This window comes from Wolbachia pipientis (assembly GCF_030373985.1).
In the GTDB taxonomy this organism is placed as follows: domain Bacteria; phylum Pseudomonadota; class Alphaproteobacteria; order Rickettsiales; family Anaplasmataceae; genus Wolbachia; species Wolbachia pipientis_D.
In genome coordinates this window covers 162,238-176,180 of the sequence record NZ_JAUCRB010000001.1, presented here as the reverse complement: position 1 = coordinate 176,180, position 13,943 = coordinate 162,238, and the positions used below count along the sequence as shown (strand labels likewise).

The following is a 13,943-nucleotide window of genomic DNA, read 5'->3' as shown; positions in this document are numbered from 1 at the left end:
TCTTCTTAGCTAAAAAGCTTTTTGCTGAAGAGAAGAAACCCCTCCTACAGTCGTTCCTACGTGAAGAGAAAACTATGTGCGCCAGAAATAGATACAACGATATTCTTGCGTGACCTGTACTCTTCTTTTCACATGGCGTTTGCTTAATTAAACTTTCTGCTGAAGCTTTCATGTAAAGCTTTACCCTCTATGAGCACAGCCTCATTTTTCATAGCTAATTCTAAAATTTTCTTTGGTTCAACATCTTTACCACCAATAATTGACTTTCCAATACTAATTGGACCAGAATTTATATTTAAAACAACTGTACAATTAGCGCCTTGTTCCGGCTCATCTTTTGTACTCCAACTAATTTCAAGTTTACATGTTGCTTCTTTTGTAAAAGAGTAATTCCTCTGTTGCTTATCATTCTTCTCAATTGTTAATATTCTTTTATTATTACTATATATTTTTACTCTTTTTACCTCGCTTTTCTCTTCTTTAATTCTTTCAGTCGTTCTGCTGAAAAAACTGCTAGTTTCTAAATCCTGCTTAGGTTTAGTAATGTTGATATTAAGATTTTTATGAATATTGCGATCGTGTCCTGGACATGGCACATGATACCCGTTGAAGAAAGCAGCTAGATCACTACCTAAAAACTCCTTTGCATTACGTTTCCCTGTGCTAATTCTATCTAAATATGTATTCATCCTCTCTACAAACTTCTCCTTAGCCTGGACATCGCACTTCTTATTTATCATATCGATCACCTTTTCTGATTGTTCCTTATCCAGCAACATAGAATAAAAAGGAAGACGTTTTTATTTCTTCCATAATATTTTGCTATTTTATCAAAAGGATTCGCCTCTTTACCTCCATTATAATTTATAACATCTTGAGGACCATCACATTGATTCTTCACAAGATCTAAAAATTATCAAAATCTGATAATATGTTTTGGTATGCTAAAATTAAGGAAATTAACTTAAGTTCTGTGTTGTTTGCAACTTTATCAGCTTATTAGGTAGAATTATTAATGAACTAGTTGAATAGGTGTTATGACTAAATTTAACTCCATCCATAAGTTCTCCACTTGTTACCCCGGTTGCAATAAACACTGATTCACCTCCTGCCATGTCTTTTACGGTGTAGATTTTTTCTGGATCATGGATATTCAAATTTTTTGCCCTTTCTCTTAACTGATCCGTGTCAAGTACTAATCTTCCCTCCATTTGCGCGCCTATCGAGCTTAGTGCTGCAGCTGCAAGCACTCCCTCTGGTGCTCCCCCGATACCGATGTACATGTCATGATTGCCATTGATTAGTGAGACTACAGCAGCAATATCGCCATCATCTATTAGTTTAATTCTCGCCCCTAACTTTCTGATTTTCTCTATTAGTTCATTATGCGTTTTACGGTTAAGTATAGTTACCGTGAGATCACTTGCTTTACATTTTTTTGCCTTGGCTAGATTTTCTAGATTCTTCTCAATACTATTTTTTAATGAAACTACACCTTCTGGAAGGTTTTTTCCTACTGCTATTTTTTCCATATAAACATCAGGTGCGTGTAAAAAATTACCTCTTTTTGCTGCGGCAAGAACAGACATTGCCCCCTGTTTATAATGAGCACAGATTGTGGTGCCTTCGAGCGGGTCAACGGCAATGTCAATCTCAGGGCCACTTCCTGTGCCAACCTTCTCCCCGATATATAGCATCGGTGCCTTATCTCTCTCACCTTCACCAATTACAATTGTACCATTTACTTCCATGGAATTTAGCACCATCCGCATTGCATCAACTGAAACTTGATCAGCTTTTTTTTCATCACCTGAACCAGCTAATTTATATGCAGCAAGTGCTGCAGATTCGGTTACTTTAACTAACTTATAGGCTAAATCTTCTATCATTCGCTCAAGAATTACAAATAATGCATTTAATATATATCATGCCATTTGAAACTGCAAGATTCTTTGACTGATTGCAGGGAAATTGATATAACAGGCATGTAGCAATAGTGGTAAGGTCTGACATGACTGATAATTTAGCTTATAAAAAGGTAGGGGGAATTGTCAAGAAGCTAAAGTAAGGTGGTGTATTTATGGATATTATCCGTTTAAGAAAGGATGATACTTTAAACGATTGTGACATATTTCTAAGAGCTGTTAAATTGCTTGTGAAGTCAGGTATTAAAATCAATATCGAGGGTATCGCTTCCAATACTTTATTGGATCACGCTTCAATAACAAAGCAAGCTGACGTTTTAAGGGTACTTTTAGGTAGTAAAAATTTGTGAAGAAGAAGAACTTAGCGCTTTAAATAGCGCTATTATTTAAAGCGATGTTCAAGAGTTTGAGTTATTTTTAGATTACGTGAATCATGTAAAAATACTAGAAGCTTTAAATGCAACCGCTCACAATGAACAAACTGACGTTATGGGGATACTCTTAGATAATAAGAAATTTACCTAACAAGAAAAAGTTAAGGCTCTGAGTGACGCCGCTATGGATTGTAATGTGGCAAGGGTTAAGCTACTTTTGGGCTATATGACGGGTATACCAGAAGCTGGCATAAGAAGTCTTTTAGAAATAATTAAAAAAAGCAAATTATTGCTATATTAATATAGAACAATCAAAACTAGATCTTGAAAGTGAATTGTACATATTGTATCAACAGTTGAAGGATGATGCATTCTGTACTGCTGTTACAGAAAATAATTCTGTAGTAGCGACAGTGTTAATACAGAATGATCAAGAGAAACAGGTTATTACTACACTAAGCGTAAAAAGCAACGGAGGTGTTGGTAATAAATCAGCACCTTTATCAACAAAAGAAATAAATTCTGGCAAAACTGCCATGCCAAGGGTTATAGTAAAGCTAATGGCTTCACAAATTCTCAATTTTCTCTACCAAATACACAAGATACTAAATATAAAGAAAACAAGAATAACTTTCACACTTCATTAACAGAAGATGCCGTTGGAGTTATTGGTCACAGAATTATTAATCACTGCTGCTGTGATGGTTGCATCTGTGGCTGGTGCAGTAGTTTGTGGTATTGTAGCTGCTTTGGTTGTAATAGCTGCCGGATTACACATGAAAAATTCTACATTACCAAGCTATAGAGGGATGAGAGAGAATAAAGTTGAACACGTAAGTTCAACGCTGGCACCTGAAATGACACCTCAAGATTTTTGAATTTCAAACTAAAACAATAGCTTACCTAAGCCCCATAGCGTGTCGGATGAGGTATTTTTTAAGGAAATCTGAATTTTCAACTACAATCAAGCCAAAATTCCTTAGCGCTTTAGTGCAGAATATTCTATTGGAAAATATCCTATCTAATCCATCGGTTGCAAGTGCCATCGTAAAATTATCAAAGTATCTGTCACGTGAAATTTTCTTTAACAAGTAACTACTGCCAATATCAACACCAGATGCTCTTGCAGCAGTTATTTGCCTTATAACACTCTCTACATCTCTAATTCCAAGATTAAGCCCTTGACCTGCAACTGGATGAATTGAATGTGCTGCATCGCCGATAAGTAAAACTCTACTTTTATGCAACCTTTTTGCAAAAGCAAAGCTCAAAGGATAAGATTTTCTTTCACCCTCTAATTTAATTTCCCCAAAATAAGAACCAAACCTTTTTTTGAGCTCTATGATAAACTCCTCTTCAGGTAGGTTCATTAGCATTTTCGAAATTTCAGATCTTTCCGTCCAAACTATTGAAGAGGCATAACCACCTTTCATCGGTAAAATTGCAAGTGGCCCACCAGGGAAAAACCACTCTACAGCTAAGTTTTGGTGGTGCAGTTCATGTTCTACATTAAATACTATGCTACTTTGTCTATAATCAAATTTCATTACCGGCATAGAAAACAACTCTGGTAACTTAGAGTTTTTGCCTTCAGCACAGATAAGTAGCGATGATATTGATTGCTGATTATTGTCGAGAGTAACTTCCACACACCCTGAATCACAAGCAATTGTCTTGTATGAACGTGGAAAGTATATATTTAGCTTACTCAAAAAATTATTATTGATCGCGTTCCATATAATAACGTTGTTGATAATATAACCCATTGGTTCAGCACCAACCATTTTATGATTATAATGTACAGTAATCGGACTATTTCCATCTAATATGCATATATCAAATATAGGCTCAGCCTCACTCTCTACAAATTGCCAAATCCCTAACTTTTCTAGTATTTTTTTCGACCCTTGAGAAATAGCAAATGCTCGATTGTCATCAATTACGTGCGGTAGATTATTTTTTTCAATCACAGCTACGGATACAGAGTCATTACTGAGGCCAATTGCAGTAATAAGCCCAAGTAACCCGCCACCTGAAATGATTACATCGTAATTCATTTTATTTACGCTAATCCTAAAATTACATTTTATCTATTTTGAAAATAGTTTAAACTGTCTTTACAGACTGTATGCAAAAGACCTAACATCTTTAGCAATGTCTTCATAAGCCCCTGCTAAATCTTTGCTTAGCATTAGAGGATTTCCACAATCTGAAGCGTGACATATCTGTGGATCTAGAGGAACTTTGCCCAAGAGTTTGACTCCTAGCTCTTCGGACATTTTTTTTGCGCCATTTTTTCCAAATATGTATATTTTTGAGTTATCTTGAATAAAATAGCTCATGTTTTCTACAATACCGATAATCGATACGTTGAGTTTTGTAAACATATCATAAATCTTGCGTGCATCAACCAAGGCAAGCTCTTGTGGTGTTGAAACTATTATCGCTCCAGTTAAGTTAAAATTTTCCATCAGACTTAAATGCACATCGCCAGTTCCAGGTGGCGTGTCAATTATCAAATATTCTATATTAGACCATCTTGTTCCCATTAGTAGATTATAAAGCGCCTTTGTGATCATAGGCCCACGCCATATTGCTGCACGATCTTTATCGATAAAATAGCCGATCGAAATAGTATGCAGCCCATACTTCTCTACAGGCATTGCTTTACCATCCTGTATTTTTAGTTTTGACTTTTCAGCGTCAAGCATTTTAGGAATTGAAGGACCATATATATCTGCATCAACTAGTGCAACTTTGTGTTTTAATTTTGCTAACGAGAGAGCGAGGTTTAGTGCAACTGTGGATTTACCAACACCCCCTTTACCAGAGGCAACAACGATTGTATTTTTTACTCCTTCGATGCACGATTTAGCTCTTTGTTGTCCAGCTTGTTTTCGGCTAGTGGCAACCACAGTCACCTTCCCTACCCCTGGTATAGCCTTAACAGCTTGCTCACAATTTCTTCTTAATTCTTCATTTGCTTGCGTGTCATTAGAAATTTCAAGTGCAAAGCCAACGTCTCTACCTTTAATAATTATTGATGATACTATGCCAAGAGCGACTACATCTTTACCACTTTTTTGTTCTATGACTTCTCTCAAGCTCTCTCTTATGACTTCTTCGTTGATCATTAAATCTCTAATATAACCGTTATTTGAGTACTCTTTGATACCATCCAATGCGTTACATATAACTGTACAAATGGTGTTGTTTGAGGGCAATCTCCAACAAGAAGGGTGTTACCACAATGCTCCGACACACAACTGTACGAACATTTGTTCTAAAAGCGATGTTTTAAATATTATATCAGGTTTTGTCTCAAACGCAAAGTGTCATTCCAGTATTTAGACGCTGAAATGACACTGATGTTTTTTATATGGTTGTGCAAGAAGTCTATGGTTTTGAATGATGCTATGGAAGTTTTAATACTTACTTGAGCTTGTAATCTTTAACAATTTAATAGCGCTGGTATTCTCAACCTCTCTGCTGACACGCTTAGTGATAAAGAATCTAAAATAAGGTTTATTTGTATAAGGGTCTCTCAGTATTCTCGTCCCTTTACCTTATACGATCTTATAGGCTTGTTTAAAATCCGCTATTGCAATTAACGGCAGCTTGTTTGGTGCAGGTGGCATATCGTAGGTTGATATACTAGTATTCATATTAAAGTATCTTGAACTGCAAGCAATAAACTTAGTTGTCAAAGATATTGACCTGTTGAGGCTTAAGCAGCCTAGTGTCTTTCAACGTACTTATATTTATCAAAAACGATGCATTTTTGAAATAATATTTATCCATAGAGTAATACAACATCATTATCGCATCACTATCTAAGTTTGTCAGCATTAACTTGCTCTATTTTATTATAACTGTTTCCGTCTTCATAAGCTAAAATCCCTTTGGGTTGAAAAGTGCCCTCACCTTAAATGAGGGCTTCATTTTCTTCCTTACTAAAAGTCTCGGCAATCTTTTTTACCAGCAAGCTCTCAACATCAACAAACGCATCATCATGTAGCTTTTGTGATATTTGAGGTTGAACGTATAACTCGTAAGTTGTGATGGAAATCTTTTGAATTTTAGGCATATCTGTGTCTTTTGCAAAATCATACTTAGATTTACTGCCACCATCTTTATCATCCTACTGTTTCACCACTCAACCCGCATCAGCGCGGTCATAATCTTCTACAATATAATCCAATGTCTCAGTAGAGATTCTTTGATTAGAACGTATTTGTAGGATTGGAGACGAATCAGTTACACGCTTGTTTATGCGTTTTACAATATGCAGAGTAATTAAATATCCTCCAATATCAGCATTATCTCCACTTAGAGTCTTGTGCGATAAACCGCTTTCCATTCCCTTGCGGATTATAATCAGAAAAATATTTATTGCTTGTACTAAAATCTGTACCTACTTCTTGACGTTGAATTGCGGTTTCACTTAAATCCAAGTGATCTTTGCAATTATCAATATCACTATTTACTTTGTATAAATGCTCAATTTTTGCAGAATTAGCGCGTCCTTTGCTCTCAATTTCTTTTAGTCTGCGATCGTTTATTATTTTAAATTGCTCCCATGATGAAACTAATTCATTAATATGGTAAGCAATGTCGGTAAGTGACATAACAGCCTCCTTTTAAGGTGAAATTAAAATGGAAATAAGATAGGAATGATACCCATAAGTGTTTCCCCTTTATGTTATCTTATAGCTTGACTATAGGAAAAGATCTAGATTCCAACATCACGCACACAACTGTGTAAACATTTGTTTTGACAAGGTAATTTGCACAATAAATGATGTTATGCAAGTAGCTAACACTCTCCTGGCAGGCTCGAATCGCAATGTTCGTACAGTTGTACGTCACGTGCTCGAATGGCACCACCTGCTATGCACAAATTGCCTACAAATTGCAATGTTTGTACATTAGAGCATCACACTACTTGGATGATATCATTTGTTTATCTTTTGAGAAGATGGACTAGATAACCATGTGGTGCCACTTGAATAGCACCACACATTACATTAAACTATACACTTAACTTAGTTAAGTGAGGAAAAATATGAAAGATAATAATACTATATAATGTCTGTTTTTTATGTCAAACACTTTTTTAATTTCCTTTTCATTCTCGATCAAGTAAGCGATTTCAATATTAACTCTGCACTGTTTGCAGGATTTTCACTTTTTGTAATCGGCCTACCAACTACGATATAATCTGCTCCTGAACTTATTGCTTCTTTTGGTGTTGCTGTCCTTTTTTGGTCATCCCGACCTGGGTCTATGCGAATTCCTGGAGTAATAATCTTAAAGTCTTTACCGCACTCTTTGCGCACTTCTTGAGCTTCCAATGCAGAGCAGACTATCCCACGCATCCCAATTTTTTTTGCAAGCTTTGCAAGTAAAATTACCTGCGATTTTACCTCTCTTGCTACTCCAAGTTCGTTCAAATCATCATTACTCATACTAGTGAGCATAGTCACTCCTATCAGTTGCATTTTTGTGCCTTGCATCACATTTAGAGCTTCTTCAAGCATTTTTGTTCCACCGCTGATATGTAAAGTTAATATTTCAACACCTAAAACCTTTATTGCTTCAACTGTTTTAGCTACAGTGTTTGGAATATCATGCAATTTCAGATCTAAAAAAATTGGTATACCGCACCTTGCAACTTCTCTCACCCCAGAAGGACCATGAGCAGCAAAAAACTCTAACCCCAGCTTTATCATGCCAACCTTATAACGTAGAACATCAGCCAAAGATATGACTTTATTCAAATCTTGTGTGTCTAGTGCACATACTATTGGGTTCATTGTATACCTCCTTGCATAATCTTTGCGTAGACTGTAAGAACAATTATTGCATCTTGCAACTTCTTCCCCCAGAAAGGCCGCAAGAATTCTTTACCCATAAGGCATTAACTAGATTTAACTTAAATTTTGTATATACCGCTTGATGTCTATCACATAGATCTCTCCGGGGTAGAACACATACTTCTATATCCAGGATCTCCTTCTTCACGTGAAGTTTCATCTGTTAAATAGAGCAAGACGTGTTTTTCCAATAAAGAACGTGTTTTTATAATTGCTTGTAATATTGCTTGTTTATCAACATGTCTGATTTCTTCACTTCCTTTTAACAATTCTTCTACTTTGCTTGTCACATATTCTATCGTCTTTTTTATAAAACCTATTTCTTCTTTTTTCTTCTTCTGCAAAGCTTCCTTATAGATTATCTTTTCACTTGATTCTTCTAGAAGTAAATTGTACAAATTTTTTTCCTTATTATCATAACCTTTCATTATCTCTTCTAGCTCAGCATACTGATTTTTGAGGAGATCATTGCAATTATCTAACTCTTTCAATTTCTCTCTTAATTCTCTAGATAGATTTTTATTTTCTTCAGTGAGTCTTTTAACCTCGCTTTGTAGATTATCTGGTTCTTTTAGCAATTCTTCTAGCAATTTTATTTCCTTGTATAATTTTTGGATTTGATTTTCTTTGTAATTTAACTTTCTTGAAGCATCATTTAATTCTTGCTGTGCATCTGTTTGTTGTTTCTTTAACCGATCTATTTCCCTATTTAAACTTTCGATTTCCCTTTCCAACCCTTGCTTCTCTTGCGTTAATTTATGCAATTGATTCTTTAATTTCCCCACTAATTCTTGCTGTGCATCTGTTTGTTGTTTCTTTAACCGATCTATTTCCCTATTTGAACTTTCGATTTCTCTTTCCAACCCTTGCTTCTCTTGCGTTAATTTATGCAATTGATTCTTTAATTTTTCCACTAATTCTTGCTGTGCATCTGTTTGTTGTTTCTTTAACCGATCTATTTCCCTATTTAAACTTTCGATTTCCCTTTCCAACCCTTGCTTCTTTTGCGTTAATTTATGCAATTGATTCTTTAATTTCTCCACTTGTCTAATTGCAATTTTTCCAGCTTCTTTTGCTAAAGTTATTTTATTTTCCAACTCCAGTGCTTTTTTAGCAAATTTATCTTTATCAGTTTCCATTTCCCTATTATTCCTAATTATTCTACGTGAAAGCGTGGCCACCAAAGCAGACAATATAGCCAAAGTAAGAATGAGAAGAATAGGTACGTTAGAAGTTACAGCAAGCACCAAAGATAAAATTAATGTAAGAGTAGCCAAGGAGCTAGCTATAAGATAAGACGCATTAGCTTTGTTCAATAGATTGTTCATATCCCTCCAAGCAAACCTTAGCAAAGGTAAGGCAAAAATTAGGTTAGGTCAAGCTAATTTCCCCTAAAAATAGCACTTATTATAATTCTGCGCCTACACTTTCCATTTTCAGTTGCAAGTTCTACTTGTACGCTCTGTTTTTCATATCTGCAAGAAGCGATAGATTAGCATTGTCAATACTTATATCAGGGACTTTTTCGTGGCCCTAAATTTTCTTTATCCCGCTTTTTAGGAGACTTTCGTTGATCTTGCGACTCAAGTGCACTTTGGCCTAATTCATTCGAAGTTGAATTATTTATTGCATTTATTTCAGTGGGTTCTGCAATTGGAAATATAGGCATATCAGCACATTCCCCAGTAAGAGCTTTTTCTGGTTTCTTAGGTGTGAATGTTTAAGGTGGTTTTGGTTTCGAGAAAGTTTGTCCATTAACGAACTTATTTTCACCTGTTTCTTCAAATTTTGGTTAATGTTTACTGCTTGTCATATGCAGATTTCTCATTACCTTGTCCGTAAATAAACGAACTGCTCCTTGTACTGCATCTTGAATGTAACTTAGTTTCCATAACTCGGTTTCAAATGTTATTTGCACTACTTCTCACACCTTTTTCTCCCTTTCATCTAATTTTCCTTCAAACTGCTGTTTTTTATTAGCTAACTTCTTCTTTATCCACTCTAGTTGCTCACTTAACTTCTCGTATTCATCCTCATCACGTTTTCGTTATTTTCCAACTCATTTATTTTCTTGTTTTTTTGACTCAAACATTTTTTTAACTTGTTAATCTTACCACGATCCCTGTTACCGAGTCTTCTAATTCTGTAGCTAATCTTTTTGCTTCCTGTGCTTTATCGTTTAACTTTCTTCTTAATTATCCTTCTCTTTCCTTTGAATCTCTTAACCTATCCTCTAGAAAAGAAATTTCCCAATCTTTTTCTCTTAACTGCGTTGCTAATTGTTTTATTCTTTCCTTTTTCTCTTGAAATTCCAGTCCGAATTGTCTTACTCTTCCTTTTCTTTTTTGTAACTTCGTTGCCAATCCTTTTATTTCCAACACAGCATGGTTTAATTTGCTTAGTTCTTTCTTCGTCTCATATAATTTTCTTGTAAACTACCTTTTTCTTCATTAAGTCTAGTATTTTCATCACGTAACTCTTCAGTATAGTGAAGAAAATTGTTCTTTTCACTTTAACAGGCCTAACTTACATATTCAATTTTGCATTTTTACTAAGTAACCCTTCTTTCTCATCATTAAGAGCACACACCTGACTTTTTAATTTTTGGATTTCATTATCTTTATCACTTAACTCTTTTGTAGCATTATCTTTTTGTTGTGCATCAGTTAGCTGTTTTTTTAACTGACCTACTTTCCTATTTAACCCTTCTTCAATCCTGCTTTCTAAAGCTTGCTTTTCTTGAGTTAATTTTTCAGCTTTTTCTCTTAACAGTTTTTCTAATTGCTCTTTTTCTTTACGCTCACCTTCCAATTCTTGTGTTTGAGCAGCTAACTCCTGCTCTTTTGCAGCAAATTATTTTTCTCAAGCTCTACTTTCTTATTATTAATAATCATCTTATATGAAAGCACTAGCACCAAAACGGATAGTATAGATAAACTCAAGGCAGCAGGAAGAGCTATATTAAAGACCATAGGAGATAAGAATCCAATATAAGGAGCTACAGTAAGGGTTCCAGATGCAATTAATGCTAAAGTAGCAAAAGCACCAGCTATAAGATACGAAGCTTTAGCTTTATTATATATATGTCCTACTATTTTCCCTCATGAGTAGAATTATTGTTATAGTAGTATGAATGTTAAAGGGAGTCAAGCTAATTTTATATAAAAATCAATATAAATTTACATCTACAACAAATTTCCCATTTTCAGTTACAAATTCTGCTTGTGCATCCTCACTCCACTGTATTATTTCAGCATTGCAAACCGTTTGAAGATCATTCTGCGCAGATTGATTCAACTTATCCTTTTGTACGTTTGCTTTTATCACTAATTTTTTTATCAAATGCTTAACTGATACATTATTATCCGCTTTCATTTTCCTCACGAGGTTTAATATCTGCACGAAATTGTCCCCCATTTCTTCAGAGTGTTTGTCATAAATAAGTTTTTCCTTATTTGGCCAATTGCTTTGATTGTGCACAGAATTACGACTATATAACTGGTGGTATACCTCTTCCGTAATATACGGCAAGAAAGGCGCAAATAGACGCAAAATAATATTTAATGCATATGTCAAACTCTGCTTCGCACTCGTGTTTGCTTCACTGCTGACTGTATTTCCGTATGCGCGTTTTTTTGCCAACTCCAAGTAGTTATCACAAAAATCCTTCCAAAAAAATTCCTCTACCTCACCCAAAGCTTCGCAGTATTCAAATTGCAACAGCTTATTCGTTGCTTTTTCTATAACTTTGTATAGCTTAGACAATATCCACTTATCCATTGTCTCACTGATGGAATTTATGCTTACTGCTTGATGCTTCTCCATAAACATGGAAACAAACTTGCTGGCATTCCAAAGTTTTGTAACGAGGCGCTTGCCAATTCTGAATATGTTTTCAGAATAGACTGTATCAACTGCAAGCCTTGAATTTGCTGCCCAATAGCGCACTACATCAGCTCCATAAGTATCAAGTATTACTTGAGGAGTAATGACGTTACCCTTTGATTTACTCATCTTTTTTTTATCATCAGCTAAACACCAACCACTGATCATGATGTTTTTCCACGGCAGGGAGTTCGCATGATAATGTGCCTTCAAAATTGTATAAAAAGCCCAAGTTCTTATTATTTCATGGCTCTGACTGCGCAGGTCTGCAGGAAATATCGCATTATAACGTTGACCTGGCAAGTGAAACTCACTATTTACTGCCAGTGCACTTAGCTGAGGAGTGATCGCACTTGTGGCCCAAGTATCCATTACATCTTGATCTGGGGTAACCTCTTCTTTACTATATCCTTTTGGCAAATCTTTCAACGGATCTATAGGTAAGTCCTTTACTTCAGCTAGAATGATTTGGCCCTCTTCTCCTTTACGTTTTGAATACCATACTGGAAACGGCACACCAAAATAGCGCTGTCTTGAGACGCACCAATCCCAATTTAGTCCTTCTATCCACACTTCCATACGTTTACGCATATTGCTTGGGTGCCAATTGCATTCTCTAACTTTATCTAATACTTGAGGTTTTTGCTCTAAGGTCTTGATAAACCATTGATAAGTAGGCAATATTTCAAGTAGCGCACCAGATCTTTCTGCACATTTAACAGAATGAGAAATGCTAGTCCTTTCTATCAAAAGTCCCTTTTTGGTTAGAATTTCGATTATTCTCTTTCTTGCTGCTGTGACCTTCAATCCATTTATTTCGTTTAGTACACTACTTGTCATCCAAGTAGCTCCTACGGTTTCATCCAAGTAGCCCGACACTGGGATCCATTCTTTTGTTTCTTGATCACGCACTGGAATGACATCATGTAGGTTTATCCTCCCATCTTGATCGATAATAATTTTCATCGGCAAGTTATGCTTTTGCTGCCAATATATGTCGAGCTCATCACCGAATGTACAGCACATAACAAGCCCGGTGCCCTTGTCTATTTTTACCTTATCATCGGCTATTATTGGAACTTTCGTCTCTGTTATTGCTACTGTAGCTGTTTTTCCAATTAAGTGGCTATAGCGCGCATCCTCTGGGTGGCAAAAAACTGCGACGCATGCTGGAAGTAACTCAGGTCGCGTAGTTGCAATTTTGATCTGCTCATTTTCCTCAGCGGAAAAAACTATCGTATTTAAAAATGACTCAAAAACTTTGTCTTCTATTTCTGCTTGCGCAATTGCCGTCTTATCAACTGGATCCCAAAGGATGGGCTGCATTTTTCTATATGCATACCCTTTATTGTACAGATCAATAAACGACATTTGAGAAAGTGTCACAGTTTCCTTGCTGATCGTGTGATATTCTAAACTCCAGTCATAACTAATGCCGACTGATTTAAATAATTCCTTGAATTCCTGCTTTGATTTTTCAATAACTTCATTGCACATCTCTATGAATTTTTCTCTGCCAACTTCTTTTGCACGGGTTTTGTAGGTCTGCTCAACCAATCTTTCAGTAGGAAGCCCATTATCATCAAATCCAATTGGATAAAAGACATCTTTCCCGAGCATGCGCTGAAACCTTGCAATAAAGTCTGTATGACAATAGCTAAATATATGGCCGATATGCAGTTTCCCTGATATTGTTGGCGGAGGTGTATCTATAGCAAAAGTGTTATCCCTTTCACCGCTCCATTTATAAACTTTACTGCCTTCCCATAATATGTTGTATTTTTTCTCAATTGCTTGAAAACTGTATTTTTCTTCTAGCATAAATATTTTTCAATTTTAAACTTTAAGCTAGCACAATTAAGCAAATACGGCAATTTTAATAT

15 protein-coding genes and 1 pseudogene are annotated in these 13,943 nt (G+C 35.6%); 3 read left to right on the top strand and 13 right to left on the bottom strand.

Going from position 1 to position 13,943, the window contains the following annotated elements; translation table 11 throughout:
- Positions 1–143: 143 nt before the first annotated feature.
- The gene (locus QUS22_RS00925; protein WP_289513118.1) at positions 144–740 is read right to left on the bottom strand and encodes a hypothetical protein; all 597 of its coding nucleotides are present in this window, start codon (positions 738–740) and stop codon (positions 144–146) included.
- Positions 741–959: 219 nt separating this feature from the next.
- Complete coding sequence (gene glpX, locus QUS22_RS00920) at positions 960–1,889, bottom strand: class II fructose-bisphosphatase (protein WP_410543813.1); 930 nt, start codon at positions 1,887–1,889, stop codon at positions 960–962.
- A gap of 191 nt (positions 1,890–2,080) precedes the next feature.
- Between glpX and QUS22_RS00915 the strand changes: the two genes are divergently transcribed.
- The 3 genes from QUS22_RS00915 to QUS22_RS00905 all read left to right on the top strand — a co-directional run bounded on the left by QUS22_RS00915 (position 2,081) and on the right by QUS22_RS00905 (position 3,177).
- The gene (locus tag QUS22_RS00915; RefSeq protein ID WP_289513117.1) at positions 2,081–2,275 is read left to right on the top strand and encodes a hypothetical protein; all 195 of its coding nucleotides are present in this window, start codon (positions 2,081–2,083) and stop codon (positions 2,273–2,275) included.
- 359 nt (positions 2,276–2,634) lie between these two features.
- Positions 2,635–2,946 (top strand): hypothetical protein, encoded by a 312-nt coding sequence (locus QUS22_RS00910; protein WP_289513116.1) that lies wholly within the window; start codon positions 2,635–2,637, stop codon positions 2,944–2,946.
- Between the two features lie 21 nt (positions 2,947–2,967).
- Positions 2,968–3,177 carry a hypothetical protein gene (locus tag QUS22_RS00905; protein ID WP_289513115.1) on the top strand — a complete coding sequence of 70 codons (210 nt, stop codon included), beginning with the start codon at positions 2,968–2,970 and terminating at the stop codon, positions 3,175–3,177.
- Positions 3,178–3,198: 21 nt separating this feature from the next.
- Here QUS22_RS00905 and ubiH read toward each other — a convergent pair whose 3' ends face one another.
- From ubiH to QUS22_RS00850, 11 genes and pseudogenes are all read right to left on the bottom strand, one after another.
- The gene (ubiH, locus tag QUS22_RS00900; RefSeq protein WP_289513114.1) at positions 3,199–4,356 is read right to left on the bottom strand and encodes a 2-octaprenyl-6-methoxyphenyl hydroxylase; all 1,158 of its coding nucleotides are present in this window, start codon (positions 4,354–4,356) and stop codon (positions 3,199–3,201) included.
- 60 nt (positions 4,357–4,416) lie between these two features.
- Entirely contained in the window at positions 4,417–5,433 is a 1,017-nt protein-coding gene (locus tag QUS22_RS00895) for an Mrp/NBP35 family ATP-binding protein (RefSeq protein WP_289513268.1), read from the bottom strand.
- 562 nt (positions 5,434–5,995) lie between these two features.
- A complete protein-coding gene (locus tag QUS22_RS00890; protein ID WP_289513113.1) occupies positions 5,996–6,148 on the bottom strand; it encodes a hypothetical protein in 153 nt (50 codons plus the stop codon).
- Between the two features lie 76 nt (positions 6,149–6,224).
- A pseudogene (locus QUS22_RS00885) lies at positions 6,225–6,659 on the bottom strand (phage major capsid protein).
- Positions 6,619–6,927: a hypothetical protein gene (locus QUS22_RS00880; protein WP_289513112.1), complete on the bottom strand. Its 309-nt coding sequence runs from the start codon at positions 6,925–6,927 to the stop codon at positions 6,619–6,621. The pseudogene QUS22_RS00885 and the gene QUS22_RS00880 overlap by 41 nt, the downstream one beginning before the upstream one ends.
- A gap of 510 nt (positions 6,928–7,437) precedes the next feature.
- Positions 7,438–8,115 (bottom strand): orotidine-5'-phosphate decarboxylase, encoded by a 678-nt coding sequence (pyrF, locus tag QUS22_RS00875; RefSeq protein WP_289513111.1) that lies wholly within the window; start codon positions 8,113–8,115, stop codon positions 7,438–7,440.
- A gap of 149 nt (positions 8,116–8,264) precedes the next feature.
- Complete coding sequence (locus tag QUS22_RS00870) at positions 8,265–9,503, bottom strand: hypothetical protein (RefSeq protein WP_289513110.1); 1,239 nt, start codon at positions 9,501–9,503, stop codon at positions 8,265–8,267.
- 185 nt (positions 9,504–9,688) lie between these two features.
- Complete coding sequence (locus QUS22_RS00865) at positions 9,689–9,844, bottom strand: hypothetical protein (protein ID WP_289513109.1); 156 nt, start codon at positions 9,842–9,844, stop codon at positions 9,689–9,691.
- 526 nt (positions 9,845–10,370) lie between these two features.
- Positions 10,371–10,538 carry a hypothetical protein gene (locus QUS22_RS00860; RefSeq protein ID WP_289513108.1) on the bottom strand — a complete coding sequence of 56 codons (168 nt, stop codon included), beginning with the start codon at positions 10,536–10,538 and terminating at the stop codon, positions 10,371–10,373.
- Between the two features lie 163 nt (positions 10,539–10,701).
- On the bottom strand, positions 10,702–10,986 hold the full coding sequence (locus QUS22_RS00855; protein ID WP_289513107.1) for a hypothetical protein: 285 nt from the start codon (positions 10,984–10,986) through the stop codon (positions 10,702–10,704).
- Positions 10,987–11,343: 357 nt separating this feature from the next.
- Entirely contained in the window at positions 11,344–13,881 is a 2,538-nt protein-coding gene (locus QUS22_RS00850; protein WP_289513106.1) for a valine--tRNA ligase, read from the bottom strand.
- Positions 13,882–13,943: the final 62 nt, after the last annotated feature.

Bases quoted from the DNA above. Each gene is read 5' to 3' on its own strand.
- QUS22_RS00925 (WP_289513118.1), bottom strand. From the start codon at position 740: ATGATAAATAAGAAGTGCGATGTCCAGGCTAAGGAGAAGTTTGTAGAG.
- glpX (WP_410543813.1), bottom strand. From the start codon at position 1,889: ATGATAGAAGATTTAGCCTATAAGTTAGTTAAAGTAACCGAATCTGCA.
- QUS22_RS00915 (WP_289513117.1), top strand. From the start codon at position 2,081: ATGGATATTATCCGTTTAAGAAAGGATGATACTTTAAACGATTGTGAC.
- ubiH (WP_289513114.1), bottom strand. From the start codon at position 4,356: ATGAATTACGATGTAATCATTTCAGGTGGCGGGTTACTTGGGCTTATT.
- QUS22_RS00895 (WP_289513268.1), bottom strand. From the start codon at position 5,433: ATGATCAACGAAGAAGTCATAAGAGAGAGCTTGAGAGAAGTCATAGAA.
- QUS22_RS00890 (WP_289513113.1), bottom strand. From the start codon at position 6,148: ATGCTGACAAACTTAGATAGTGATGCGATAATGATGTTGTATTACTCT.
- QUS22_RS00880 (WP_289513112.1), bottom strand. From the start codon at position 6,927: ATGTCACTTACCGACATTGCTTACCATATTAATGAATTAGTTTCATCA.
- pyrF (WP_289513111.1), bottom strand. From the start codon at position 8,115: ATGAACCCAATAGTATGTGCACTAGACACACAAGATTTGAATAAAGTC.
- QUS22_RS00870 (WP_289513110.1), bottom strand. From the start codon at position 9,503: ATGAACAATCTATTGAACAAAGCTAATGCGTCTTATCTTATAGCTAGC.
- QUS22_RS00865 (WP_289513109.1), bottom strand. From the start codon at position 9,844: ATGCCTATATTTCCAATTGCAGAACCCACTGAAATAAATGCAATAAAT.
- QUS22_RS00850 (WP_289513106.1), bottom strand. From the start codon at position 13,881: ATGCTAGAAGAAAAATACAGTTTTCAAGCAATTGAGAAAAAATACAAC.